Here is a 26,652-nt window from a genome sequence, read left to right as displayed (position 1 = left end):
ATTCGCCAGTCTATTGCTTACTATTCCAGTTCTGGAATCCAACTCGCCGGCATACCACTGAAACCAGAGAACAGATTTGTACTGCCACTGTCGTTGAGCAGGTCCGCCAACAATATGCGTGATTCATCGATAAACAGCACTGCAGTTTGAGCCCGCTGGCCGGTATGAATATCTTGATACGGCTCAGAGAATACCAAGCGCTGCTGAATGTCATTGGCTCCCAGTAACTCAAAGAAATAGGGCCGCCAGCTCCAGTTGAGGCCCTGAGGCTTTTCATCAATAACCCAGCCACGCTCACTGTTCTCATAGTTGGGCGAAATCTGATTCCCACTGCGGTCACAGATGTAAAACCGCAACAGCAGATCGGTTGGCACAAAGTTGACCAGTTCAGCTTCCTGGCGCGCTGTTCTCAACAGTTCACGCAGCGCAAGCAGCTCTGACTTAACCCGCTCGGCACGCCAATGGTTGCGGGATGTCGCTTCGATCGCCATATCACGATAATGGCCCAGCAACTCCTGTACGGTTGTGGTCACGCTGTCTATCGCGACCGGTTCAGGCCTGGCAGCACCAAACAATTCACCCTGGGTATAGACAGCACCACAGCTCAACGCGAGGAAATACTCCTCCTTAGTACTAATACCCTGAAACAACACTTTGGAGCCTAGACGGGATGCCATTTCACCAAGACTCTGCACTATTGGGTAGCCGTTTTCGCCGAGCGCACCATCTTTGAGCAGTGAAGTATCCAGCTTAATAATGTCAGGCTGCAGCCGGGCAACCCGATCCAGTTGTGAGAAACCGCTGCCAAAATCATCCACCGCAATGCGAAAGCCTTCAGCCCGGTAACGTTCAACCAACCGCTGAAGCTGATCAATATCGCCTTCCAGCGAGGTGATTTCAATTATCACCCGAGCAGGGTCACCGCCAACCTGCTTCAGCAGGTCCAGTGTTACGACATGCTCCGGGGATTCCATCAACTGCAACCATTGAGGGGAGATATTGATGGCTAAAAAAGTATGATCCGGCATATCCGCCAGTGCAGATAAGGCCTGCAGACGCACGTCACGATCCAACTCCAACCGCTCTTCTAACGGCAACTCAGTATCCGTTAACAGCGTGTCAGCAGGCACCACAGAACCATCGGCCAGACGTTCAAATAGTTGTGCTTCATAGCCAGTGACTTTACCGGTTGCAGTTTCTATGATGGGCTGAAAATAGGGTAAAACTGTGCGGCTCATGATCCAGTACTCAAACGGTTTTCAGTATCACAGCAAGATAAACGCCAACTGTGCGTATCATTAACAAACACCCCGATTTACAGATATTCGCTGTCTTTTTGAGCAAACATTAACTGGTCGGCATGCTGCACCAGGTCAGCAGCATTATTAGCATCGGCGGGATAGCAGGCAAACCCCACACTGGCATCGATCTGAAAGGGTTTACCCTCAATATCAAACGGTACGGCAAAAGCACTGCGCAGCTTATGTTTCATGGCCTCAAACTGAGCCTTATCACTGACACCTGTCATCAACAGGATAAACTCATCACCACCATACCTGGCGACTGTATCTGTCTCTCGTACTGCATGTTGCAAACGGCTCGCCACTTTGACCAGAATTTCATCGCCCTGTTTGTGGCCATAGGTATCGTTCACCGCTTTAAATTTATCCAGATCAACAAAAAACACCCCAAGCTGCAAAGCCGATCGGCGGGCATGCCTTAGCTCCAATTCAATACGGTCGAATAATACACGGCGATTCACCAGTCCGGTTAACGGATCATGGTTGGCCATATAGGCTAACCGGGCATGCTCTTCAGTCACCCGGCTCAGATCGACCAGCGTCATTACCCGGTACTGCACACCATTAAAGCGGACTTTTTTCTGTTTCAGCTCTACCGGCAGCAGGGGCCCATTTTTACACACCACATGATCCTGACCGCCATCCGTTTGCAGTAATTTGTCCCAATTGAGACAACTGAATTCATCGGCACTGTAGCCAAAAGCTTCCTGGCTGGCCTTATTGCTCATTACAATCCGGCCCCGGGTATCTGTCAGCAACAGGCAGGCAGACGTATTATCAATCAGATCCAACAGGCTGCGCGACTCAGCCTGAGCCTGACGCGTTCGCTGCAACAGATATTTGACTACAAAGAAAAAATTAACCAACGTAAACAATAAAGCCGCACTTTGTACCTGCCTGATCAGGGAGGTCTTGATCTTGGAAAGTTGCTCTATGCGCAAGGTCAGGCTGTTCATCAGCTTGAGCACCTTGAGATTTTCCTGCTGTACCGTTTGCACCGCGACTTGTTGCTGGCGCGGCGAATTATTGCCTGCCAGTTGAGCCTCAATCAGCGGCTGTAGTGGCGTTATAATCGCCCAGGTGTCACTTAATATCGCCTGCACCTTCTCATCTTGAATCTGCCTGATCCAAACCGGATTGTCTGCGCCATCAAACACAGTACCGCCACTGGTAAACCCCTGTAATGTACTGACAAAGCGGCTATAGCTGTACTTCAGCTCCTGCAGATAAGCTTCAGGCTGTGCCGACTGCTGAATTAATAACAAACTTTTGGTGAAACGCTGAGACAACATGCGTTGCCGACCGGCGATATTAATAGCCAGGGCATCCTGTTCTACCTGATGTGTGATAAAGATATTGATACCCAGGATCGAGCAATCTAACAGCACAAATATGCAGATAGCGATAACCAGCTTGTTACCACTCAAGGTATTAAAAACACGTGATTGTTTCAAAAGCTTGCCTCCGTGCCACCTATTGCATACCACGCTAATGGGGCACCAGGGACGCTAACACCTGTTACCAATGGGTATCGTCAAATCTACTGAATTGCCCAGGCACGATACCTGAACCCAAATCGATAAAACCAATTGCAACCGTGCTCAGTGCCGAATCTTTAACTGTCGCTCAAGCGATTCAGAGACCGGTATGTTCCACTGCTGAAGCAGGTTACGGTTGGCGATAAAAGCATCATCAACATCGCCGGACAGGTGTCCCTGGTCACCACCGAGTGATGCTTTAAGGCTTAGCATTCTCACCCGGACCAGCGGGAGCAACTCCCCCTCAATAAAACTGTCGCAGACACGCTGTTTCTGCATCACCGCAGCAGGGTCAAACTCACCATAAAGCTGCATTTCAAGCGCCAAAAGTTGTTCAACCTGCTGGCAATTTTCCTGCTGGATTTGGGTAGCAGTTGCAGCCAGTACCATAGGGCCAGTGGAAGGCAACAAAGCTGCCGGAGCGGTTTGCAGACGTCTTACTGCCTGTGTTTCAAGCAACGCTACCGCCTGTTGCCGATAAGTAACAAAGGCTTTTTGTTGCATACTCAACCTGTCTGCCAGCGCATCGCGTGCCAGCTTGAGATCCTGGTTTTCCAGATTGAATACCTGCATTTGCTCCAGAGATCCAACCTCCTGGTAACCCACAAGCTGCTGTTGAAGGTTGCGTATAAACAGCCCCGCTCCAACCGCCAGGCCCAGCAATAGCAGGGTTGGAATACCCACTAAAAGCAGTTTTTTCATGACACCTCAGAGGGATTATAGGATAGCGTTAGGCTCATAATATCGGCATATACCCCTCCAGGTATAGACTGTCCCGGCGAATAAAAACCTATAAATTGTGCGTGAATTACACTTGCGAATCAATAACAGAATTTGAAGCAGCCCTCAGCCCACCCCCAAATTGGCCTGCGTCAGCGTTGCACTACAACCGTTGATACAAACACTGGCCTAATATATAAGTCGCGGCTACACAGCGGTCATCACCCAGTGTTTGCAACACAAACAACAAGTCTTTGAGTTCCCTGCAATACTCCAGCCGTTGCTGGATCAAAGGCGTCGCATGCAGATCAAGCACAGTAAAGTCGGCTTCATACCCAGGCTGGAAACTACCAATCAAGTGATCCAGCGAAAGGGCTCTGGCACCACCGAGGGTCGCCATATACAGAGCCTGCAACGGCTCCAGTCCCACCCCCTGAAGCTGCTGGACCTTGTAGGCATCAGCCAGCGTCTGCAACATGGAAAAACTGGTGCCGGCGCCCACATCCGTACCCATACCTAAGCGCACACCACTGGCCTGGGCCTGTTGCAAATCAAACAATCCTGAACCCAGAAACAGGTTGGAACTGGGGCAATGCGCCAGCACAGAGTCCGTTTCAGCCAGGCGGTTCCACTCATCTGCACAGAGGTGTATGCCATGGGCAAATACACTGCGGGGCCCGAGTAGCCCGGCTTGTGCATACACATCAAGATAGTGTCGGGCATCCGGATACAGATCTTTTACCCACGCCAGTTCAGCCAAATTTTCTGACAGGTGCGTCTGCAAGTAGAGCCCCGGATATTGCTTCAACAACTTGCCGGCCAGCGCCAACTGTTCGGAGCTGCTGGTAGGGGCAAAACGGGGAGTAACTGCGTAGGACAGACGATCAACTCCATGCCAACGCTCTATCAGCTGTTGTGAACTCTGATACCCCGTCTCTGCATCTTCCAGTAACGCTTCAGGCGCATTCCGGTCCATCAAAACTTTGCCTGCGATCAAACGCAAACGTCGCTCCCAAGCTTCCTGAAACAGCGCATCAACCGAGGTTGGATGTACGGTGCAAAACACCATCGCCGTCGTGGTGCCATTACGCAACAGTTCATCCAGAAACCAGCGGGCAACAGCGGCACAGTGATCAGGATCAGCAAACTGCATCTCAACCGGAAAGGTATAGCGCTGCAGCCAGTCCAGCAGTTGCTCACCGTAAGCCGCAATCATCTCAGTTTGCGGGTAATGAATATGGCTATCAACAAACCCCGGAATCAGCAGATGATGAGGGTATTCGATACACTCAGTGCCTGCTGGCAGTTTCGAGGCCAGGCTATTCCAGTCACCGGCATGGTGTATTTTGCCATCGGCCACCAGCAACATGCCATCGGACCAATACTCATAAGCCGCTTCGCCGGAGTGTTGTGGGTTATCGGTAAAGTGCAGTACACGCCCCCGAAAAGCCTGACACTGTTTCATAGAGCACCCTTGCAGTTTAACTTGCCTAAGAAGGCAGTCAGTTTAAACGGCCATTAAGTACAAGGACAACTGCTGCTACCAGCAAGACACTGGGTTTTATCTGTTCCCCCCATACCACTCCGCCCTAACTTGGTATCAGCTAGCGTCTGACTGCCTTTACCTGGTGAGCTGTTTGGCCCGATCACAGCGATCCTTTACAATAAAACCAGCAGTAACAACGGGGTTACTGCCTGCCTGCAGCTCGCAGGCGGTTGCAGCAAGTGAGTATTGGGGATGATCTTTCTGGTCAGAGATTTCGATGGCGAACGTATTTTTTACGTCTGGGCCAAAAAAGCACCGCGCCTGACCGCTGTCAGCAAGCCGATGCCCTCACTCGCGATCGCCCGTGAATGGTACCTCAGATACCAGCAGCAGAACTACGCTGGCAAGGAGCGCAGACGACGGTGCTGTGAGCGCAGAATCATCAGAAACCGGCGCAAAGATGCAGAGCGTGCGCAGGCATCCGACCGGCGACAACGTTCTGGACGCCGCTGCACCGATCATGAGATTCGTGTACATATCGATCTGGCTGCCAAAAAACTTGCCGAGCTGGGCTTGAACCTCTCCCTGAAAACTTAAGAACACCAATTGAATGCAACTCGTAGTGGCCATGTAGGTCTGGAGAGTCGTAATTATTGTCGATCATTTTTAACCTCGATTTTCTTATTATCGTGAGACCTTAAAGAGGAAGGCCTGAGGTTAAAATAACGAGGTTAAGACAGGGTTTATGGTCGAAAAATGCACGGAATATCCAAAAACTGCATTTAATTGCAGCAGGCGGTGAAAATGAACCCACGTAAGAAACACCGGGCATGATGGCCCGGTGCAGAAGAAGAACCGCGTTACAGGTTAAGTTCCTGCCGGGCCGTTTGCTCAAACTGCTGCTGTGCTATGTCAAGCTGCGCCAACAAAGCATCTGCCTGATTAAGCTGATTCTGCTTGCCGGACAACTCCAGCTCCAGAGCTAGATCCCGCACGGTGTTGGCATCCAGATTTGCTGCAGCACCCTTGATGGCATGGGCATGCTTCGCTATAGCTTCAGCATCACGTTGGTCCACCGATTCGGCTAGCCGGTAGAACATATCCGGCCATTCGGATAGCCAGGCCTGAAGCAGCTTAGCTGCCAGATTCCGATCCCCCATGACACGCTCTAACAGACCCGGTAAATCCCATACACTTGAATTTGAAGCTTCAAGCGCAACGATTGGCGCCACAGCAGGAAGGCTCACATTGGGTTGTGCAAAAGGCTCAACACTTTTGACCGCCTGCCCTGATAACCACTGCTGTAAAACCCGTTGCAGTGCAGCTGGCTCAATCGGTTTCGCAATGTAGTCATCCATACCCGCTTGTAAGCAACGCTGTTTATCGCCCTCCATAGCATTCGCCGTCATGGCAACCACAGGAACTCTGCTATCGGCACCGGCCACTGCACCACTGCGTAAGCGACGGGTAGCTTCCAGACCGTCCATCTCTGGCATCTGCATATCCATAAATACCAGATCGTATTGAAACATGGCCAACTGGCGTAACGCTGCCAGACCATCATCCGCCACATCCACCGCCAACCCAAACCGGCGCAAGGTCATGCTGGCCAACAACTGGTTGGCTGCCACATCATCAACCACCAACACCCGGCCAGAAAAGGTCTTTTCATCCAGATGCGTATCTGAACTCTCTGCCGCGGCCGTACCTCTTGGCAGCTGAAGCTCCAGAGTAAAGGTCGAACCAACCCCCTCCTCGCTGCTGACTGTCACATTGCCCTGCAACAGGTCCGCCAATTGTCGGCAGATAGCCAGCCCCAGACCGGTACCACCATAGCGACGAGTCAACGAGCCGTCTACCTGCTGAAAACGCTGAAACAGACTCGCCTGCTGCTGCTTGCTAATACCAATTCCACTATCCCTGACACTGAATAACAGATGTACACTATCACTGCCGGCATCGAGGATTTGGCACTTGATCTGCACCTGTCCCTGCTCGGTGAACTTTATTGCATTGCCGACCAGGTTAGTAAGGATTTGGCGGATACGTGCCACATCACTGCGTAACCACAGCGGTGCCTGCACCTCACACTCTGTGGTCAGCACAAGGCCTTTGTGCTCTGCCATAGGACGGTATGAGTTTTCCAGACCTTCGAGTAATGACAACAGATTAAAATCAACGGGTTCCAGTTCAATTTTGCCCGCTTCGATTTTGGAGATATCCAAAATGTCATTAATCAACCCCAGCAGCATTTGCGCGCTCTCATGTATGGTTTCCGCCTGAACTCGCTGCTCTTGCTGCAACGTACTCTCACGAAGCAGTGAGACCATACCCAAAACAGCGTGCAGTGGGGTACGGATTTCGTGGCTCATGTTGGCCAGGAATTCACTTTTAATCTGGGATAACTTTTCGGCCTCTGCGCGAGCGCGTTCCAGATCGATAGTGCGCTCAGTTACCCGGCGTTCCAGTTCATCATTTTGCTGGCGTAACTGTTTTTCTAACAATTGGCGTTCAGTAATATCGCGCACAATCAGGGTCAATGTATCCTGCCCGTCCATCTGGGTAACCGACAGGTTTATCTCCGTCGGAATGGTACTGCCCTGTCGATGCCTACCATCAATCTGGCGGGCACGCAGCGGCATTTGTGCACTAGCATATTTATCAGACCGGAGAGCCCGGTCGGGTGAGATGAATTGATCAAGGTTTAGACCCGGCAATAACACTTCAACATCCGTGCCGATAACATCGCTTTCCGAGTAGCCAAATATAGCTTCTGCCGCTGCGTTAAACAGGGATATTTTACGTGCCCCGTCTAAAGCAATAATGGCATCGTTAGAGCCTTCAATGATCGCAGCCATACGTGCCTGTTCCCGCAGTGAGCGGTGCTTGCGTGAACGCAGCTCCAGAAAACCATACAACACGGTGGCCAGTAACAGGGATGCCAAAGCAAGCAGGAAGAAAATTCGCACCGGTGGTTGGTGGTTGAGCTGGGAGAAAAACGCCGGTAGTGCTTTCACCTCGACAATCCAGTCACGACCGAACAGATGAATGGGCCGCTGACCGGTCAAACTCGGCTGCCGTTGCGATTCAGCCAATTCCCCTGCGGCATAAAACAGGCTGGGACTGCCATCAGCATCAATATCCAACACGGTCAGGGAAAGTTCCTGTCCGATCATGTCCAGCCCTTCCAGTATTTCATCCATCAACAGCGGGGTGTATGCGAGGCCAAATGCCGCTGCTTCTCGCTCTGCCGGCGTTGCCATCGGCATGCCGGGGGTATACGTAGGGATCAACAGCAAAAAACCGTGCCGTACAGCACCAGATGCCTGCACTAGTGTAATCGGGTGGGTCAGTGTAGCCTCACCAGTCCGCATCGCCTGTAATGCTGCAGTACGCCGGTTATTTTCTGAAGCGATATCCAGTCCGACGGCCTGCCGGTTGTTAGTGACCGGTTCTATATAACGGATTACCAGCCGGTCATGGACGTGTGCGTTCAGCTCACTGATCTTAAAATCAGACCGGCCAACCTCCCGCGCCGCCTGTAGAAAAGCGGCCTCCTGATTTCTTGGCACTTTTTGGATAAAACCAAAACCACGAGAACCTGGAAATTCCCTATCCACTTCCCGGCTAGCGGCATAGGAGAGCACTTTTTCATAGTTCAGCTCATCCGGCCACAATGCATTGACAACACCCCGCATGCCCCTCAGGCCATGCTCATATTTCAGTACCCGGCCGGTTAAGCTACCGAGCACCTGATCGGCCAGGGTGTCAAACCGTTGCTGTGCCTGAGCGTGCTGAAAATTGGCTATCTGTCGGGTGACCAGAAAAGCAAGCACCAAGCCCACAACTAAAATCAGTGCTGCCCAAAGAAGGGAGCGGAAAGACGTGTTCGAGTTAGTCAAACGCACAGCCTCTGCAGTTGTCATTGTCAGGTAATGGACTCACTGTTTGTGCTCAGAGAATTATAGCTTTATAAGTTATTTAATACGGTAGGCAAACATAATCCACCACTATTGCAATCAAGTGCCATAAGCGGTGCCTGATAGAATTTTAAAACTCTACGCTGCCAGCTATCAAAGCTCAAGTGTTTGAAACAAAATGAATACTCGACTAAAGCCTTAAAAAAAAGCAACTTTTCGATGTTAACTTGCGATAAGCAACAGCGATGTATTGACATAAAAAAACGCCGGTCAAGCAACATAAATTACCTGATCGGCGCGGCTGAAAATGGATCATTAAACCCTGTCCTGATTATCAGATTTCAGGCCCAGAGAGGGGGTGAGACGTTATCGCTTTTGGCATCATCTGGTGCTGTACTAAGCACGGCGCAATTGCCCCGGAGTGACACCAAGCTTAGCGCGTAGCACTCGGGTCAAATGCGCCTGATCAGAGAAGCCACAGTCACCGGCAATCTGCTTAATGGCACAGTTCCCGTCAGTCAGCATCTGTTTGGCTTTTTCAACCCGCAATGAGGTTACAAATGTATGCGGGGTACATTGAAAGGTATCGGCAAATTTTCTGGAAAAGGTCCAGACCCCCATTCCCACTATCTCGGCCAGACCCTCCATGCGAATGCTGTTCTGGATATTGCTGTGGATATACTCTACCAACCGCCGCTTTTGCAGCGGGGTCAGAGACCCTACCGATTCTGAAGCCTTAAACGTGACGTTGGCATAGTTGCGTAACAGGTGCACGGCCAATTGCAAACCCAGCGATTCGGCATACAGTGCCCCACCAAGGCCGGTATTACGCGCCTCATTATGAATGGCATCAACAACCTGCAGCAGCACGGGGTCCTGCATCTGTAGCAGGTCATGCAAGAACACTTCATCAATGGGTTTATCCAGCGCATCACATGCGACACGTGACATAAGCTCATTTGAGATATAAACATGGTCGACATCAATTTCCTGAGTCCAACACCAATGCGAATCCGAGAGGCTGGTCAATAAGGATAGATCGCCAGAGCTGCAGACTTTCTTACTCCAGCGCCCATCAAAACACCGCTGCATGGGAGTATGGGCCCTGTTGTAACGCACAATCATGTAATGATCGATAGGAGGAATGGGAACATCTTGCCCCTGATAGCGATAGGAACGCTGCGCAATTCCATGCCAGCCTAGATTTTCACTGGTACTTAACAACTTGCCAGGCACCCACTGTGGGAGTTCCTGAGGTTTTATTATATGTGGCATACGCGTCAACTCTCATGGGAAGCAACCCGCTCTTGTCGCACAAGGTATGTTTAACTTTTTGCAACATCAGCCAAGCCTTCCGGCGGTTGTATCATCTTATTATTTTTAACACGCTCGCAATGTCGCGTTTCAAACGCCCGGGCAAACCTTCTACCCGTGCAATTACTTGCAACGCAAGCACTGTGCCAAACAAAAACACAATATATACCTATCTGAAAAATAAATACTTTTCTGATTTTTTCAAAAAAAAGGCGGGAGCAACCGTTCGAAATTCGAACGATTTGTCTGAAGATCATACGCACACCCAGGCTGCGGATCGTCAATGCACAACAAACCATTGCAGGCTACATGGAGATTAAAACAACAAAAAAAGGGGGGCTTGCTAAGCATCACCCCCTAAAAGATATCAATCAGCAATATGAGTCCTTACTGCCGCGTATATCTTCTCTAAAGGTTGTCGACCTGTACCCAGGGAACCTGCGAACAAGCCCAAGACTTTCTCTGCGGGCGATAAATTAGCCTTATACGCGAACGGCCGCGCAGTGGAATGACAAGTCCTTTCTACGCTGCAAGACAAAGCAGAAGGCTGTTTTAGAGCCTACCCCATGGGGCTTTCAGAGTCGCTTTGGGCTTATTCGTAGGCTCCCCCAGCTCACCTAAACAGGAGAGCTGATTGTCAAGAATTGGGATTGAGAGCGGCCTTACGACCGCAACAGCTCACCCAAATAACTATCAAGTTGCTCCAGCATGGCTGGATCAGTACCAAACAGACCCAGGTGACCATCAATCGAATGCAAAGGCCGAAACTCGCTGTTGGTAACCTGCTTCTGGTCTTCTAACGCATCGGATGGTGGAAAGAACATATCGTGACTGATCGGCATCACATACGTTCTGGCTTGAACCCTTCCCAGCGCCGCAGCAAGATCACCTGCGGTATGGCGGCTTACATCCGCACGCTGCCATTTCCAGAGCATCCGTAACAGGTTATTTGGATCCATCGGGGCAAAATAACCGGTCATGAACTCATCAACAAAAGCACGCATGGACTCAAAATCCAGCGCTTTGTGACGGTTTGCAGCAAAAAAGTCTGTGCTCCACCCCATCACAGTCCAAAGCTTAGCATGGCGTTTGAGACCATCCGCTACCGATTCCGCTGAGGCATAATTGCCAGCATTGAAATTAGGGTCGGTCATAATGGCCTCGGCCAGGGTCTCAGCGAAGATGAAGTCATGTTCACTGTTTTTCGCTGTACCTGCGATGGGAGCTGCGCGTTTAACAAACTCAGGGTAGCGCACCGCCCATTCATACGTTTGCTGAGCCCCCATAGAGCCACCAACAACTAACGCCAGACTTTCCAGCCCGAAGTGCTCAGTTAGCAGCTTATACTGCGCCCTGACATCATCGCCAATCCTGACATACGGGAAACCCGCTCCACTCAACTCTCCCTCGGCATTGCTGGGAGAGGTCGATAAACCATTACCGATTTGATTGACAATAATGATGAAATACTTGGCTGGGTCCAATGCCCGGCCTTCACCGAGATATACCTGCTCCATGATCTTGTTAGTACCGGAGTACCAGGTCGGGATCAGGATGGCATTGTCCTTGGCTGCATTCAGGGTACCAAATATGGAAACCGCCAGTTTGCAGTTAGGTATTTGGCCACCTTCTTCCAGGTTCAAATCACCAATATCGATGAGTTCAAACGGGCCATGATTTTCCTGTGAGTAGTAATCACTCATATCATTCACCTCTTATTGTGATCAGGGTGTAAGCCTTTCTATTTGACGTTGCTGATTACCGCATCTCGAAGCCGGGATACCCCTCAGCCGCAACCTCATCGCAATGCTTATGATAGTTACCGACACCACCGATATAGGAGATCAGACGGCGCGGTTTGCCCTCCACGTTGGAGCCCATATACCAAGAGTCAGTTTTCACGACCAATGTTTTAGAAGCAACTTCGTCATGATGTTCAACCCACTGCGTTTCGGTTTCCTGAGACACTTCAACCACTTTTTTGCCGTTTTTGATCGCATGATCGATACAGTTGGTAATCCAATCCACCTGATACTGCAAGCAGGTGGTCATGTTACAGAGTGCTGCAGACGGTGCCAGTGGCGCGCCCGTGGTGAACAGGTTTGGATAACCGTGGATCTGCATACCCATGGCGGTGGTAATCTCCTGCTGCCACTGCTCTTTCAGAGAACGATTGCCTCGACCACGGAAATCAATACGGCTCAACGCACCGGAACCTGCATCAAAACCGATCGCCAAAATGATTACATCGAATTCATGCACTGTGCCATCAGCAGTTTTAATACCTTCAGGTACAAACTCCTGAATCGGTGCAGCCTGGCAATCCACCGCTTCTACATTGTCCTGTAAGTACACTTCCAGGTACTTGTTTTCCAACGGTACACGGTGGGTACCAAAACCGTAGTCATCTTTATCCGGAATCAACAGATCACACAGGCGCTCATCATTACCCAGGCGGCTACGCATCTTGCCTCGTACAAACTCAGAGATCTCTTCGCTGACACCTTCATCCACAAACATCTCGGGGAACGACGCCAGCCACAGTGCCAGAGAACCATTTTCCCAACGGTCTTCCAGCAGTGCCTGACGCTCTTCAACCGAACAATCGGCCCAGGCTTTGTCATGGAAATCGTAGTCGAAGCCGGCAAACGTGGTACGTACTTTAGCTTTCAGTTCGTTGAAACGGTCACACCAACCTGCCCAATCCTGTTCGCTGTACTTAGGGTTACGCATAGGAATAATGTACTGAGGTGTGCGTACAAACACCTTCATAGAACCGACTTCAGGTGCGATAGTCTGGATAACCTGAATACCGGTAGCGCCGGTACCAATCACAGCGACCTTTTTACCTTTCAGGTTTACTTCACCTTTTGGCCATAGACCGGTGGTATACACTTCACCCTTGAATGTTTGCTGACCTTTAAAGCGATTCTCCAATGGCGCAGACAGCATGCCGCAACAAGCCACCAGGAACTGACAGTTGATATGCTCACCCGCATCCGTGGTGACATTCCAGCGACCAGTTTCCTCATCATAATGAGCTGAAGCAATACGGGTACTGAATTGAATATCTTTTTTCAGATCCAGGCGATCAGCCACAAAATTTAACCACTCTTCTGTTTCAGGCTGCGCCGGGAAACGCTCACTTGGTTTCCAGGATTTATATAACTCTTCCGAGAACCAATACTGATAGATCTCAGCCTGGGAATCAAAACGTGCGCCAGGGTAACGATTCCAGTACCAGGTACCACCCACACCTGTCGCTGTTTCATAAGCCCGCACACTCATCCCCATTTCACGTAAACGGTGCAGCTGATATAAACCAGCAACCCCTGCACCAATTACCATTGCATCTAATACTGTTACATTTTCAGTAGTAGGACTCATAACACCTCTCCGTTTCTTATGATTATCCTGAGCCATACCAAGACATTAATTAAATGCTTTTTCTTGGAAAGACTCATTTAAAGTGACGCCTTAACGGTAACCATAACGGACGTTTTTATATTGCAAAAAAAGGTGTGTTTTTTGAAAAAATCTGGCAACTAAAAGCAGAAAGTCAGTGGGGAAAATTGAGACAAACCCAAAAAAGCGGCAAGCAAGGTCATCAGGGGCAACAACCCCGCCATGCCACGAAAAGGAGTAGGGAAACAGGTCTTACTTATAGGATATTTTTTGATATTTTATTTTATTTTCATGCACGTAAATAATTTCAGCCGTTTCATCAAAAGCGGGTTTCGCATCCCATTTCAAGTGCACAAGATCCCCTTCAACAATCAAGGTTTCAATCTGCACTTTTTTCTTTAATGGACAAAAATCATCATATAAGAAATTTTCGTAGTATTTTTTTATACTATCCTCACCCAAATAAAATTTATCATTCACTACCAACACGGACGTACTATCATAATCTTCCATCAACTGGTCGACCACTGTATTCCTCTGCACATTAATAATGTCATCGACATATTTGTTATATAAAAAAATATGATTATCAAGAATACGCCTAGCCGACTTCAAATTACCTTTCCTGGATTGATTCATGATTATCTACGACCTTTTTTATATTTCTATGGAAAATTCTATAGAACCTTTTGGTTATGTAGAATTTTCAAACCAGCAAACAAACAATTCATCTACGAAATATCTAAAAAGTACTACAGACAAACATTAAATTAATTGAACATTCTTTAGATTGTTTTGAATATTTCCTAAAGTGAGGTAAGGATTTCTAATACCGCGAGAAAAGTGGGCCGATTACATGACCGTACGTCCCCCTGCTAGACCTGCCATACATAGCCGAAGCGGCGGTTACACTGACAATGAAGCTGCTACGCTACAGAGGAGTCATCACGGTAAAATATCCACTCTGCATGACGGCTTTTTGCTAGGCTGGTAATTGGCATATGATAGTGTTCCGAGCAGGGTACTGTCATAACAGGACCGGCTCCTATTAACGGTGACCTGATGTTAAGGATCAGTTATGTATAAACAAATGTATTACACCGATGACCTGGTGAACCTGACCGAAGAAATCGTTTTTAAACAATTGCATAAGATCATCGAAGCGGGTGAAGAACAGATCAGCTTAACCTCCATCACCGTACAGGACATTGCCGCCATCGCCCTGAATAACGTGCCGCCGAAATATGTATGCAACGTACTGGATAAACAATCCTTTCCCCCTAGCCTGAAGGCAGAACTTGAAAGCCTGGAAAAGTTTGCCCGCTACCAGGTGCTCAAGGCCATTCAAATCGTACAGTCCAACCCCCACGACTGAAGGCTCACCAGCCTTTTTCATACACTAGCATCTGCACCGGGTGCTAGAAAACCAGCGAACAGGTCCAAGACTTGCTCTGCGGGCGATAAATCAGCCTTATGCGCAAAAGGCAGCGCAGTGGAATGATAAGTCCTTTCCAAGCTCCCTGACAAAACAGAAGGCTGCTTTAGAGCCCGCTCCATGAGGCTTTCAGAGGCGTTTTGAGCTTATTCGTAGGTTCCCTGCCGCTTGCAACCCATTACCTGGTTGTTTTGGCCAAATCGCAGCTGCAGACGAGCGGCTGGACTAGAAATGCTACAGTTGTAGCACTTTTGCAACAGATGTATTTTTCAGATACGCGACACGTGCAGCATCTATTTTTTTCATTATTACCCTGCAATAAAGATGTTTTTATAAGGCAGTCACAAAAGCTTAATAAATCATCAGGTTAACCATATGTCATGCGGCACAAAAAACGCCTATACCACACTCCCGAAGCTGGCACATAACCTGCAATGAATTCAACTACGGTATTGGCAAATACTGTTAGACTACGTTTAAAACAATAAAAAAGACTATGCCTTCAGGCCCTGCCTGGCTCCTCACAGTCAAGCATGCTTCTACGCACGTTCTCTGGCCCTGAAGACTGGAGCGAAATGATCATGCAGAATCCTCACCACACCAAATCAACCAAGGATATGGTTAACTATGTGAGCAATCACTTTCAGGAACGTAATGTACTACCCGATACCCTGATAACCCGTTCTTGGGAAAGGAGCTTGCTTGATTATGGACTTGACCCCGCGATCAGCCAGGAGGTCGAGATTCTCACCTCTGGCGAAATTAAACAGCAACTGGAACAGCATCAGGATTATTTACAGATTGCACGCAATGGCCTGAACGGCCTGTCAAAACGCATCAGCCAAGCCGGCTACGCAGTTCTACTGACAGATGAATTGGGTTTAGCACTAGATGCCAGCCTACCAGATCACATGCTCGATACCTGGACGGATGCTGGCTTGCTTCTGGGTTCACGCTGGGCTGAAAACAGTATGGGCACCAACGGTATTGGCACCTGCCTGGTGGAAAAGAAGTCACTGATCATCCATCGCCAAGAACATTTTTTTCATGAACAGAACAAATTAAGCTGCTCAGTTTCGCCCATTTTCGACCCTCTGGGTAACCTGAAAGGCTGCCTGAATGCATCCTGTCTTGGCTTTGACGGCGACAAGCAACATCAGTACCTAACCTTACAAATGGTCATGATGTATAGTCGAATGATTGAAAACGCCTTCTTTCGCCAGGCCTATCGCAGCCAGATCACTATGTACATGAAACCCCTGAATGGTTTTACTGATCTGGCACATGAGCAGTTAATCGCCATCAATGACCGAGGCGTGATTATCGGCGCCAACCGTGCAGCTTTCGCCGAATACGAAAACCGACTCTGTACAGAACAGCAATTACTGGGATTATCGATAATCGAGCTGACGGGCCTAACGGTCGACGAAATGCTGGATCAAAGCCATGGCGGTGCCCGTAGCGTTCGGACGCAATCACCCACTCTGAATGAAGAGCTTGAGATCAGCCTACGTATTCCTGCAACAAAATCCGTTGCTACCAGCAACGCGCCTAAAGAAATCAGTAAAACCCGGTTACACAAACATCCATCACTGGCACAGCTGGCCGGCCATGATCTGTCGGTACAGCAGAATGTGCAACAGATCCGGCATGTCATTAACAAAGACATTCCCATACTGATAACGGGCGAAACCGGCACCGGCAAAGAAGCCTTTGCCCGGGCAATTCACGATGCCAGTGATCGCGCAGACGGCCCTTTTATCGCATTAAATTGCGCAGCAATACCGGAATCACTGATCGAAAGTGAACTGTTTGGTTATCGCAGTGGCTCCTTTACCGGTGCCAACCGCAAAGGCATGAAAGGCAAACTGGAACTCGCCAACGGCGGCACCATATTTCTGGATGAGATTGGTGATATGCCGGTGCAGTTACAGACACGTTTACTCAGGGCACTGGCAGAACGGGAGATCCTGCCCCTGGGCGCAACAGAGCCCACACGTCTTGATATTCAGGTCATTTCGGCCACTCACCAAGACTTGACCCAACGTATACAGGAAAAGCTATTCCGCGAAGACTTTTACTATCGACTGAATGGTATGGCCTTAAAACTGCCGTCACTTAGAGACCGTGATGACAAGGACTACATCATCAACTGCATTCTGGACAATGAGCTGGGTGGTGCTAACGGTGTCACGTTTGCACCGCAGGCGCTACAGGTGTTGCACGGTTATCACTGGCCGGGCAACATCCGCCAGCTGGCAAATGTACTCCGCTATTCACTGGCCGTGTCTGAGCAGCAGCATATCACAATGGACTCGCTTCCTGTGGAACTAAGAGGCACCCACAAAAACCTGCCGGAAGAACCCCGCCCCCAAGCTGAAACCAGCGTCAGCACTCTATCAGAGCGAGTCGGTGATGAAGAGGGACGACACCTACTTGACTGCCTGCGCAAACACAAATGGAACATCACCCAGGTCTCTGATGAGTTAGGTATTTGCCGCTCAACGGTGTACCGCAAAATGAAGAAATACAACATTATGCAGCCTAACGAAATTTTTTAATCATAACTGGCACAGGCTCTGCTTTATCCCGACTGCATTTCAAAGCAGTAAATAAGGAGAGTATAAAAATGATTAAAAAACTTCTGCCGCTCGCATTAGTTCTAACCAGCCTTAACATCTTTGCAGCAGAGCTTCCCACCACCAAGGAAGCTCTGCTTGATCAATTCCTTCAAGCCCATGAAGCAAAAAACTTCGATGCTATCTCTGAGCTTATCAATTGGGACGGCGTCAGAAAATACAAACAAAAAATGATTCGGGTATATACCCGCAACAACTTTGGCCGCAAAGTGATCGGTACCGAGTTCGAAGCAGCAGACACACAGTTTCTGCAAGATTTCAGTGTCGGTAGTCGTGCCTATCACAGCAATATGCCCGTCAGCCATCTGATGCGAATCTATTTTGAAGACACTGTCGGCGATGAACCCGCTGAATTTGGTTCAGTCGTTTATCTGGTCGGCGAGCAAAATAATCAGTATCAAATTGCCATCACCATCAATGCACCACCGCAATTAAGCCAGAAATAACTCCCCCCTTAAATGACACCTTTTCAGGTGCCATTTTTTTAGGTCAGTTGTCGCAACCCGTAATGCATCCCTGCAACAACTGATCTGAGCCCTACGCCTTACAAGCCTTACCCATTAAAAAAAGCGAAACAAAGATTTCATTAAATTCATTATAAATCAACAGCTTGAATTTTTATTCAGACAAAAACCAAAGCCTATTTAATTTGGCACAGGCATTGCGATAACAGATTTGAATTAAACGGGCATGTAAAACCCTTTTAATCCATTCAAATAAAAAAATGTCTAATTTTGGGGGATTCGTTAATGAAACGAACACAAATCAGCAAGCATGTTGTTGCCGCATTAATTGCCATGAGCGCCTCAGGCGTTGCCAACGCTGCCGAGTTTATGGATGGCAAAATTAAAATCAGTGGTGCAGCCATGCAGGCCTGGCAAAGCGGTATCGATGTCGATGGGGCCGCAGTAAACCCTGCCGATGCCGATGCCGATTCGGCTTTTCAGCGTATGCGTTTTGCTTTGAACATTAATGCCCAGGTTGCAGAAAATGTGTCTGTTTTTGCCGAGTTGGCTGAAGAACCAAACGACTGGAACAATGGCAGTGCTGCTATCAGCCAGGATCTGGCCTGGATCCAGTTTGACCTGCCGAATAACATCGGTATCCGCCTGGGTAATGTGATCTCCACCACAATGAACTTTATCCGTTACTCTGATGGGGCTGCTGTACAGAGCAATCCATTTGTTGGTAACGGTCTGGTTGACATGATCACTGCTGAAGAAGGTCTGTGGGCGTATGGCTCCCATAATCTGGAAAGCGGCACTAACATGACTTGGGATGCCGTACTGGCGACGCCTGATTTCTTCACTGATTTCTCACCTGGCCACGGTTACAACCTGGGCCTGCGCGGTACCCTCAACCTGAATAATGGCCTGTCTTTTGGTGTCGGTACATTCAAAACCAACCATGACTTGGAAGGCGTCGTTGGCAAGCCATTCGGCTCTCTGATCGCTATTGGTGATGGTGATAACTACCAGTTTGCCAATACCGCACCAAGTGCCCGTGCAACTCACCCGTTGATTGTGCCCGGCGTAGATGCTTTTATCTGGCAGGCCGATGTGCAGTACAAAGCGGGTAATTTCCTGCTACACGCACTGTATGGTGAAGCTGAAGATGATTACAGCTGGGCGGGCGGTGAAGGCTCCCTGCAAACCAGCTATATCGAAGAAAAATCCAAAATGGAGTTCTGGTCAGTTGAAGGTAAGGTTGACCTGAGCAACAGCTTATACCTGGCTGCCCGTTATGCCGAATCTACCAACAAGAGCACCGGTGTTAGCGGTCCAAGTGACGCAACCCGCCTGCAGCTAGGCGCTGGCTTCTGGCTCAACGACGCTACGCTGTTCAAAGCTGAGTATGTGAAGCAGGAAGAAGACCAGTTCTCTGGTGGTGGCGCAACCATATTCGGCGCTGCCGGTGGCACCGAATGGGATGGTTTCATTATGGAAGCCTCCGTTACTTTCTAAGTCTCAGCCCGGCTAAGCCATGCTTAGCCTTCATCTTCGCACCCTTTGGCGAGCTTGGGCATCCTACGGGATGTCCTTTTTTGTTCTGCACTTCAATACATGCCCCCAACTGTGCATGTACCCTTGCCCTACGGACCCAAACCCCCAGAGCACTACCTGGCTTATCGCGTACTCAATTCAAGTCTCACTCCACCTGCCCACCCATTCGCACAGACAACCATGATAGCCACAGCACGTTACTGAAAACCAAATTACTAAACATAAGTTACGAAACATAAATTAAATCTGATTCAGAACCCCCGCGACCAAACAGAAAACAAGTGATTACGTACACTCAGCTAACGGTTTTTGCACAGGCCGGGTTAGATTCACCAACACTCACTTACAAACTGCAGCATGGCTTCGCATTGACGCAGAAATACCCGAACTAAGTTATCCGCCGATGGGGCACAACATAGATAACACCATGGATAAAACAGCCACTGTGCGTAACCTGGCTGGTTCAGCATGCCAGTCACACGCTCATCAAAATCCGCTACTCCATAGGGAACCTGCGAATCAGTCCAAAACTTTCTCTGCGGGCGATAAATTAGCCTGATGCGCGAAAGGCTGCGCAGTGGAATAACAAGTCCTTTCCAAACTGCCTGACAAAGCAGAAGGCTGCTTTAGAGCCCGCACCATAGGGATTTCAGATCAATCCGATCTCTGCGTTACCGATTTTCGACAGGCAACCAGCATGCCTGTAATCGCTGCCTTGATCTCAAGTTGCTCTACACGCCAGAAGCGTTTTGGACTGATACGTAGGTTTCCTAGTCACATGACAGTCAAATAAACATTTTTACAGCAAAAAAAGCCCTGCATATGCAGGGCAAACCGCCAAGACTCAAGCGGATTTAGTATCGCGTAGAGGGGCGATACTGAGAGCGAAGCGAAATTACCAATCAGGCCTCTGCGGCAGACACACTGTTAGCAGCAAGGGTAGAAACCTTGCCAAACACAGCGCCCAGAATCACTGACAGAGAAATAATCAACAATGGGTTCTCAAAAGAGGATGACGTCAGAGTACCCAACGACATTTTGCCTTCGGTTTGCAGCAGATAAGCAAAGGTCGCCGCATAGGCCAGCACAGATGCGGGCACCGCGCCTAGAAATGACAGGTTAGCCGCAAAGACCACCGAAAACGCAGTGACAGCCACCACGATCGCTGCCCACAAAGGTACGCCAATGCTTTCCGCGAACGGTAGCGCCAAAAACAGATAGGCACCCACCCAGCCGATAATGACGCCAAACAGTCCACAGACAACAGTGTTTTTAAATGCACTGTTATCCGCTCCCAGTGCAGCAAATGCCGCCCAGGCAATAAAAATCGCCCAGATCAGAACAAAACCTGATAACGGGCTTAGCGCCAACCAGGTAGCCAGTGCACCGAACAGCGCAATGCTCAGAGAGGTTGCTGTTAAAGGATTCATAAATGACATTCCCTTAGTTATTTTTGAGGTTAGAAAATGTGTCATTCGTCTTAAAGACAAATTCACACCAGTTACTGCAGGTTCGGTGCCAATCTCAATAAAAAAAACAGCAAACGCCGAAATTTTAAAAATAGTTTATTATCTTAAATATCAATAACTTAAAATCATAAAAATCGTAGAAAAAACACAACTCTTACTAGTCCCCAAAAAATAACAGATACAGCAACAAAAAAGTCGACACTCGCCCCATTCACTGTGTCAGACCTGCAACAAGTGATGGCTTGGCACAATACGCATCAATGCAATACCTGCGACCAATACCGGAATAACATGCAGCTTAGATTTCAAACCAGAGAAGAAACGGAGCTTACACACGCAGACTCAAGCGGTTTTTTTATCTGTTAAAAAGATGATTCAACAGGCCGTTATTCGTAGCTGTTAGCTATCGATCGACGGCTACTGCAGAAGGCACATAATTCAGCGAGAGGACGCTGTTTTTAGCATAATCCGGCAGATGAATAACGCGCAATTTTTGCGTATCCGGCACAGATATATACAGCCAGTTATTGTCTTGACTGAAACCATAGTTGGTTAGTTGAGAAAGGTTGACCCATTGTGGCGAGGAGAAGAACAACTGTTGCCAGTTATCAGACCAGCGCCGGGAGTTCCACTCAGCCGCTGAGCCCAGACCCGATCCCAGACTGAAACCACTCTGATACCAGGTTACAGCGGAGGCCCCAGACTGCAGTCTCTGCGCAGTAAAAATAGCACTGTCCGGATCATGCTCAGCAATTAACTGGGACTGACAGCTATGCCCTTGCGGGGTTTGATCGACGACCGATGAAGCTGGAATATTGGCCCCTTTTTTTAGCAGCGGCAACGGCATAGCTACCCCTGCTGGACTCTTACTGAAAAGTCCCGGTTGATGGTCCGTAAAACACAGCCAGCGAGCGGAGTCGGGTAACGCCATACGCTGCTTCATGCGTAAGGTTTTGATATCCACCACACCGACCTGACGATCCACCCTGGAGACAACATATAAAAATTGTTTACCTGAATGGATATACAAATGCGTTGGTTGAAAATCAGTTTTTATTTGCGACAGCATCCATAAACTATTGGCATCATACACATTCACCATGCCCTGTTTAGCATCCGCAACAAAGACGAGTCCTGACTGCTCATTCGGTTGTAGCATCAGCATCGCAATCCATAGCAGAGCGATAATCGCCCCCAGCCCACAGCACTGTTTAATCGCAACGGGGATAGCTTGGAGTATGAAGGTAAGCTTGAGCATTTTTTGGTCACACGCAATGGATGAATGTGCGGTTGAAGTAGTATCAAAGGGCTGATTTCATCAGCCCTAGCGTATATTTACCGACCCCCGGCAGCGGACATACTCACTCAGGTTTGGATATATGCCACATGCGTATGCGTGTACTCATACAGGCCATGCTTCCCATCAGCACCACCAATACCTGATTTACGCACACCGGCATGATAACCCTGCATAGCTTCAAAGTTTTCGCGGTTAACGTAAGTTTCACCAAAGTTGAGTTGGTTAACTGCCTGCAACGCAAAACTGAGATTCTTAGTGAAAATTGAAGATGTCAGACCATATTCGGAGGCATTGGCACAGGTGATAGCTTCATCCAATCCAGAGACCACCTGAATTGGCAGTACTGCACCAAATACCTCTTTGCGCATAATCTCCATATCAGAACGGCAATCAGCAATAACGGTCGGCTGATAGTGAAATCCCTGGCCAAGCTCAGCAATTTTACCGCCGGTCGTTATGGTGCCACCCGCCGCTCTTGCCGTCTCAACCATCGCGGCCACTTTGTCCAAGCCAATACGGTTAACCAGTGGCCCCATATCAACATCCGGCCGTGCAATCGGATCACCATAAGTGGTCATGGCCATCGCTTTGGTAATTTTATCGATAAACTGATCTGCTACTGAGGCATCAACATATACACGCTCAGCACAGTTACATACCTGACCAGAATTGATAACCCGCGAGTTCTTGATGGCGGTCACTGCCAGGTCAATGTCCGCATCCGCCAACACGATGGCAGGTGCTTTACCGCCCAGTTCCAGATTAAGCTTAGTGATGTTCGGTGCTGCAGCGGCCATGATTCGCGCACCCGTTTCCACACTCCCGGTGAAGCTGATCAGATCAATCCCTGCGTGTGAGGTTAACGTACTACCCACCTGCGCCCCGCTACCGCAGACCACATTAAATACGCCCGGCGGCAAATCAGTCTCTGCAACCAGCTTGGTGAACTCAAAGCAGTTGTTCGGCGTTTCTTCACTTGGCTTGATGACAATGGTGTTACCAGTGATCAACGCTGGTGCCATTTTCCTGGCAATCAGGAAAAACGGGAAATTCCACGGCAGAATACCTGCGACAACACCCACGGGTTTGCGGAACAGGAAAATGTTCTCGCCCACCCGGTCGCTGGTAATAATTTCACCCTCAATACGCCGAGCCCACTCGGCCATGTAATCTAAATAATCAGCAGTAAAGTCGACTTCAACACGGGCAAGGCTCAATATTTTGCCTTGTTCCAGAGTAATCACCTTTGCCAACTCATCAGCATTTTCACGAATTTTAGTCGCTATTTTACGCAAATAACCCGCACGTTCGATTGCAGGTTTCGCGGCCCAGCCGGTTTGAGCGGCTTTGGCTGCAGCGATAGCGTGCTCCACCTCTCCGGTTTCAGATTCAGGCACCCGGGACAGAAGATTTCCATTAGCTGGATTGTGAACGTCAATAGTATTTTTTGGCGTTGGCGCAAATTCGCCATTAATAAAATTTTGATATACAGGTATGTCAGTCATGGCTTGAATCTCAACTATCAAGAAAAGAAGCCGGACCCATACAGTATAAGTACAGACCCGGCTTGATCAGGACAACTTACTGGGTCGCAGCTTCAATCAACTTGTCAGCCTTAGATTTCAAAGCAAACACATGCAGCACACCGCCCTGAGGTACCACAGTGGTGTGATCCATCACTGCGTCAAAGGCACCCTGCATACGCTGGGCGTCTACACCCCAGCCAGCCTGCACGCCGATAAACTGAGTACCATTAACCTTCCAGCTGGATGGCACGGCAGTGATGCCGGAGTTAGCACGGTACTGCCACAGCTTCTTACCCGTACGGGCATCCAGCGCGCGGAATACGCGGTCGTTAGAGCCACCAGAGAACACCAGGTTACCGCCAGTACTTAACAGAGGACCCCAGTTCATCTCTTTCATATTGAACTGCCATACTTTCTTACCGGACTTCAGGTCCCATGCCTGAATTTCACCGATGTGATCTTCAGCGCCTTCAGCCAGACGAATATTGGTCAGGATGTCCGCAATTGGTACACCAATGTACAGCTCACCAGACTTGCGTGGTCCCAGTTCGACACCGCCCATCTCTGAACACAGGTTTTCATGTGCCGGGATATAGAACAGGCCAGTTTTTGGGTTATACGACTCAGGTGGCCAGTCTTTACCGCCCCACAGTGACGGACAGAAAGTAACCGCTTTACCCGTACCTGGTGTATGTGCAGGGTCGTAGGTTGGGCGACCCGTTTTAGGATCAATGCTCTTAAACACGTTCTGTTTTACATACGCTTCAGCATCGACAAAGTCGATAGACCCATCTTTGTTACGTTCAAGGGTCCACAGGTAACCATTACGTCCAGCATGCACCAGACCTTTGATTTTTTTGCCTTTGTGCTCGTAGTCGATAATGACCGGAGGAGATACTTCATCCCAATCCCAGGCATCGTTCCAATGGTACTGGTGGTAACCTTTCAGCTCACCGGTTTCCACATCCAGCGCGACCACTGAGTTGGCATACAGGTTGTCACCAGGACGAGTATCAGGCATCCAAGGACCACCATTACCTGTGCCGTAGAAAGCCACGCCCATATCTGCATCGTAAGTACCTGCAATCCAAACTGAGGCACCACCCGTTTTCCATGCATCACCCTTCCAGGTTTCACTACCCGGCTCACCCGGTGCCGGAATGGTGTGAGTCTTCCATGCAATCTCACCAGTTTTCGCATCAACGGCAGTAATATGGCCACGAATACCGTATTCACCACCAGAGACACCGACCATGACTTTGCCTTTAGCAATCAGTGGTGACAGTGTCATGTAGTAGCCGTCCTGCCAGTCAGCAACACAGGTTTCCCAGGCCTGCTCACCGGTTTTTGCATTCAGGGCCACCAGGCAGGCATCCGTTGCTGCCAGGTAAACCATGTCACCATACAGACCAACACCACGGTTAGTCGGGTGTAGCTGGAACAGCTCTTCCGGAATCTCTTTTTTGAAGCTCCAAAGCTCGTCACCGGTTTCGGCATTCAGCGCAATAACCTTATTATTCGGGGTCGAGATAAACATCACACCATCGTTCACAATGGGCGGTGCCTGGTGACCTTCCAGTTCACCCGTTGAGAAGGACCAAACCGGTACCAGGTCATCAACGTTATCAGCATTAATCTGATCCAGGGGACTGTAGGACCAACCCTCATAATTACCGCGCCACTGCAGCCAGTTTTCTGGCTCCGGATTAGTCAACCGTTCCTCGGTAACCGGGCTGTATTTCTCAAGCGGGTTAGACTTGGCTGCAACACCACCTCCGACCGCAAACGCGGCAGGTGCGACTGCAACAGCAACCGTCAGAGCCCCAAATCGTTTTGCAAATGACATATAGCTCACTCCTGTTTTTATTGTCTTCATAGGAACCCCCCATTTCGGGGAATAGAGACACTGCAGAAACTTATTTTTTATAACCGGGGGATCGGGTGAACTCTTCTTTCACCACAATCAGATCATCAACAATCTTGATAGGCAGCATGGCCAGACGGCGGGTTGCCGGACCATTGGTGACCTTGCCGGCGGCATAGGGGTCGAAGCGTGAGTAGTGACAAAAACAAAAGAACTCTTTTTTGTCTTCAATAAAGGAATTCACGTCACAACCCTGGTGAGTACAGATCGCGGAATAAGCCACCACACCATCTTCTGAGTGCTGCTTGGTGTCTTCATCCATCTGCGCGGTATCTAACCGCATCACCATAATTTTGTTGAAACGGGAACCGCTGCGAATCACACCGCTCTCCGGATCCTGAGGGAAGGCCATTACCTGCTGCGCCCCAAGCACCAATTCAGATGCCGAGATAGGTCGTGCGTTGCCATGACCATCTTCGATCACCAGAACATCGCCTGGTTTAGGACGCATATTTGAAGGCTTTTTACTGGCAGCCTCAGCTTCAGATGCCAGTCCTGCAGTGCTACCAATGGCGGCAACACATGCGCATGATTTGATAAATGCTCTACGTTCCACGATTAACTTCACCGTTTATTATCTTTATGGGTGCGGGTTAACCCTGATTTGATTTGCCCGCTTGAACCCATAAATGGCAAACGCTATGCCAAAACAGGAAAGCCACCTAAACGAAA

At 49.2% G+C, this 26,652-nt stretch carries 19 protein-coding genes; 5 read left to right on the top strand and 14 right to left on the bottom strand.

Going from position 1 to position 26,652, the window contains the following annotated elements; translation table 11 throughout:
* Positions 1 to 20 precede the first annotated feature (20 nt).
* The 4 genes from ACFVYJ_RS01710 to guaD all read right to left on the bottom strand — a co-directional run bounded on the left by ACFVYJ_RS01710 (position 21) and on the right by guaD (position 5,024).
* On the bottom strand, positions 21 to 1,238 hold the full coding sequence (locus ACFVYJ_RS01710) for an EAL domain-containing protein (RefSeq protein WP_419414453.1): 1,218 nt from the start codon (positions 1,236 to 1,238) through the stop codon (positions 21 to 23).
* Between the two features lie 77 nt (positions 1,239 to 1,315).
* Entirely contained in the window at positions 1,316 to 2,755 is a 1,440-nt protein-coding gene (locus ACFVYJ_RS01705; RefSeq protein WP_419414452.1) for a diguanylate cyclase domain-containing protein, read from the bottom strand.
* Positions 2,756 to 2,902: 147 nt separating this feature from the next.
* Entirely contained in the window at positions 2,903 to 3,541 is a 639-nt protein-coding gene (locus ACFVYJ_RS01700; protein WP_419414451.1) for a hypothetical protein, read from the bottom strand.
* 181 nt (positions 3,542 to 3,722) lie between these two features.
* Positions 3,723 to 5,024 carry a guanine deaminase gene (gene guaD / locus ACFVYJ_RS01695; protein WP_419414450.1) on the bottom strand — a complete coding sequence of 434 codons (1,302 nt, stop codon included), beginning with the start codon at positions 5,022 to 5,024 and terminating at the stop codon, positions 3,723 to 3,725.
* Positions 5,025 to 5,297: 273 nt separating this feature from the next.
* Here guaD and ACFVYJ_RS01690 point away from each other — a divergent pair, with 273 nt between their 5' ends.
* Positions 5,298 to 5,642 (top strand): hypothetical protein, encoded by a 345-nt coding sequence (locus ACFVYJ_RS01690; RefSeq protein ID WP_419414449.1) that lies wholly within the window; start codon positions 5,298 to 5,300, stop codon positions 5,640 to 5,642.
* 263 nt (positions 5,643 to 5,905) lie between these two features.
* On the opposite strand, the gene ACFVYJ_RS01685 is transcribed toward ACFVYJ_RS01690, so the two are convergent.
* The 5 genes from ACFVYJ_RS01685 to ACFVYJ_RS01665 all read right to left on the bottom strand — a co-directional run bounded on the left by ACFVYJ_RS01685 (position 5,906) and on the right by ACFVYJ_RS01665 (position 14,323).
* Complete coding sequence (locus ACFVYJ_RS01685) at positions 5,906 to 8,953, bottom strand: CHASE domain-containing protein (RefSeq protein ID WP_419414448.1); 3,048 nt, start codon at positions 8,951 to 8,953, stop codon at positions 5,906 to 5,908.
* A gap of 408 nt (positions 8,954 to 9,361) precedes the next feature.
* The gene (locus ACFVYJ_RS01680) at positions 9,362 to 9,916 is read right to left on the bottom strand and encodes a helix-turn-helix domain-containing protein (RefSeq protein ID WP_419414447.1); all 555 of its coding nucleotides are present in this window, start codon (positions 9,914 to 9,916) and stop codon (positions 9,362 to 9,364) included.
* 1,025 nt (positions 9,917 to 10,941) lie between these two features.
* Complete coding sequence (locus tag ACFVYJ_RS01675; RefSeq protein ID WP_419414446.1) at positions 10,942 to 11,982, bottom strand: alpha/beta fold hydrolase; 1,041 nt, start codon at positions 11,980 to 11,982, stop codon at positions 10,942 to 10,944.
* 55 nt (positions 11,983 to 12,037) lie between these two features.
* Entirely contained in the window at positions 12,038 to 13,666 is a 1,629-nt protein-coding gene (locus ACFVYJ_RS01670) for a flavin-containing monooxygenase (protein WP_419414445.1), read from the bottom strand.
* A gap of 270 nt (positions 13,667 to 13,936) precedes the next feature.
* Positions 13,937 to 14,323 carry a hypothetical protein gene (locus tag ACFVYJ_RS01665; RefSeq protein WP_419414444.1) on the bottom strand — a complete coding sequence of 129 codons (387 nt, stop codon included), beginning with the start codon at positions 14,321 to 14,323 and terminating at the stop codon, positions 13,937 to 13,939.
* Between the two features lie 439 nt (positions 14,324 to 14,762).
* Between ACFVYJ_RS01665 and ACFVYJ_RS01660 the strand changes: the two genes are divergently transcribed.
* The 4 genes from ACFVYJ_RS01660 (at position 14,763) to ACFVYJ_RS01645 (ending at position 19,722) form a co-directional block, all read left to right on the top strand.
* A complete protein-coding gene (locus tag ACFVYJ_RS01660; RefSeq protein ID WP_419414443.1) occupies positions 14,763 to 15,059 on the top strand; it encodes a late competence development ComFB family protein in 297 nt (98 codons plus the stop codon).
* 593 nt (positions 15,060 to 15,652) lie between these two features.
* A complete protein-coding gene (locus ACFVYJ_RS01655) occupies positions 15,653 to 17,680 on the top strand; it encodes a sigma-54-dependent Fis family transcriptional regulator (protein ID WP_419414442.1) in 2,028 nt (675 codons plus the stop codon).
* A gap of 68 nt (positions 17,681 to 17,748) precedes the next feature.
* Complete coding sequence (locus ACFVYJ_RS01650) at positions 17,749 to 18,204, top strand: hypothetical protein (RefSeq protein WP_419414441.1); 456 nt, start codon at positions 17,749 to 17,751, stop codon at positions 18,202 to 18,204.
* Positions 18,205 to 18,507: 303 nt separating this feature from the next.
* Positions 18,508 to 19,722 carry a hypothetical protein gene (locus tag ACFVYJ_RS01645; RefSeq protein ID WP_419414440.1) on the top strand — a complete coding sequence of 405 codons (1,215 nt, stop codon included), beginning with the start codon at positions 18,508 to 18,510 and terminating at the stop codon, positions 19,720 to 19,722.
* Between the two features lie 941 nt (positions 19,723 to 20,663).
* Here the strand turns inward: ACFVYJ_RS01645 and ACFVYJ_RS01640 are convergent.
* The 5 genes from ACFVYJ_RS01640 to ACFVYJ_RS01620 all read right to left on the bottom strand — a co-directional run bounded on the left by ACFVYJ_RS01640 (position 20,664) and on the right by ACFVYJ_RS01620 (position 26,536).
* The gene (locus ACFVYJ_RS01640) at positions 20,664 to 21,191 is read right to left on the bottom strand and encodes a DUF1097 domain-containing protein (RefSeq protein ID WP_419414439.1); all 528 of its coding nucleotides are present in this window, start codon (positions 21,189 to 21,191) and stop codon (positions 20,664 to 20,666) included.
* 442 nt (positions 21,192 to 21,633) lie between these two features.
* Positions 21,634 to 22,488, bottom strand: a complete 855-nt coding sequence (locus ACFVYJ_RS01635) for a YncE family protein (protein WP_419414438.1) — start codon at positions 22,486 to 22,488, stop codon at positions 21,634 to 21,636.
* A 107-nt stretch (positions 22,489 to 22,595) separates the two neighbouring features.
* On the bottom strand, positions 22,596 to 24,035 hold the full coding sequence (aldA, locus tag ACFVYJ_RS01630; protein WP_419414437.1) for an aldehyde dehydrogenase: 1,440 nt from the start codon (positions 24,033 to 24,035) through the stop codon (positions 22,596 to 22,598).
* Positions 24,036 to 24,111: 76 nt separating this feature from the next.
* Positions 24,112 to 25,902, bottom strand: a complete 1,791-nt coding sequence (locus tag ACFVYJ_RS01625; protein WP_419414436.1) for a PQQ-dependent dehydrogenase, methanol/ethanol family — start codon at positions 25,900 to 25,902, stop codon at positions 24,112 to 24,114.
* Between the two features lie 70 nt (positions 25,903 to 25,972).
* Positions 25,973 to 26,536 (bottom strand): QcrA and Rieske domain-containing protein, encoded by a 564-nt coding sequence (locus ACFVYJ_RS01620; RefSeq protein ID WP_463254783.1) that lies wholly within the window; start codon positions 26,534 to 26,536, stop codon positions 25,973 to 25,975.
* Positions 26,537 to 26,652: the final 116 nt, after the last annotated feature.

Origin of the sequence: Pontibacter sp. JAM-7 (assembly GCF_048548695.2) — a bacterium.
Classification (GTDB): Bacteria; Pseudomonadota; Gammaproteobacteria; order Pseudomonadales; family Balneatricaceae; genus Neptuniibacter.
Note: the sequence above shows the minus strand (reverse complement) of the source record. Positions and strands in the feature narration are given on the sequence as shown.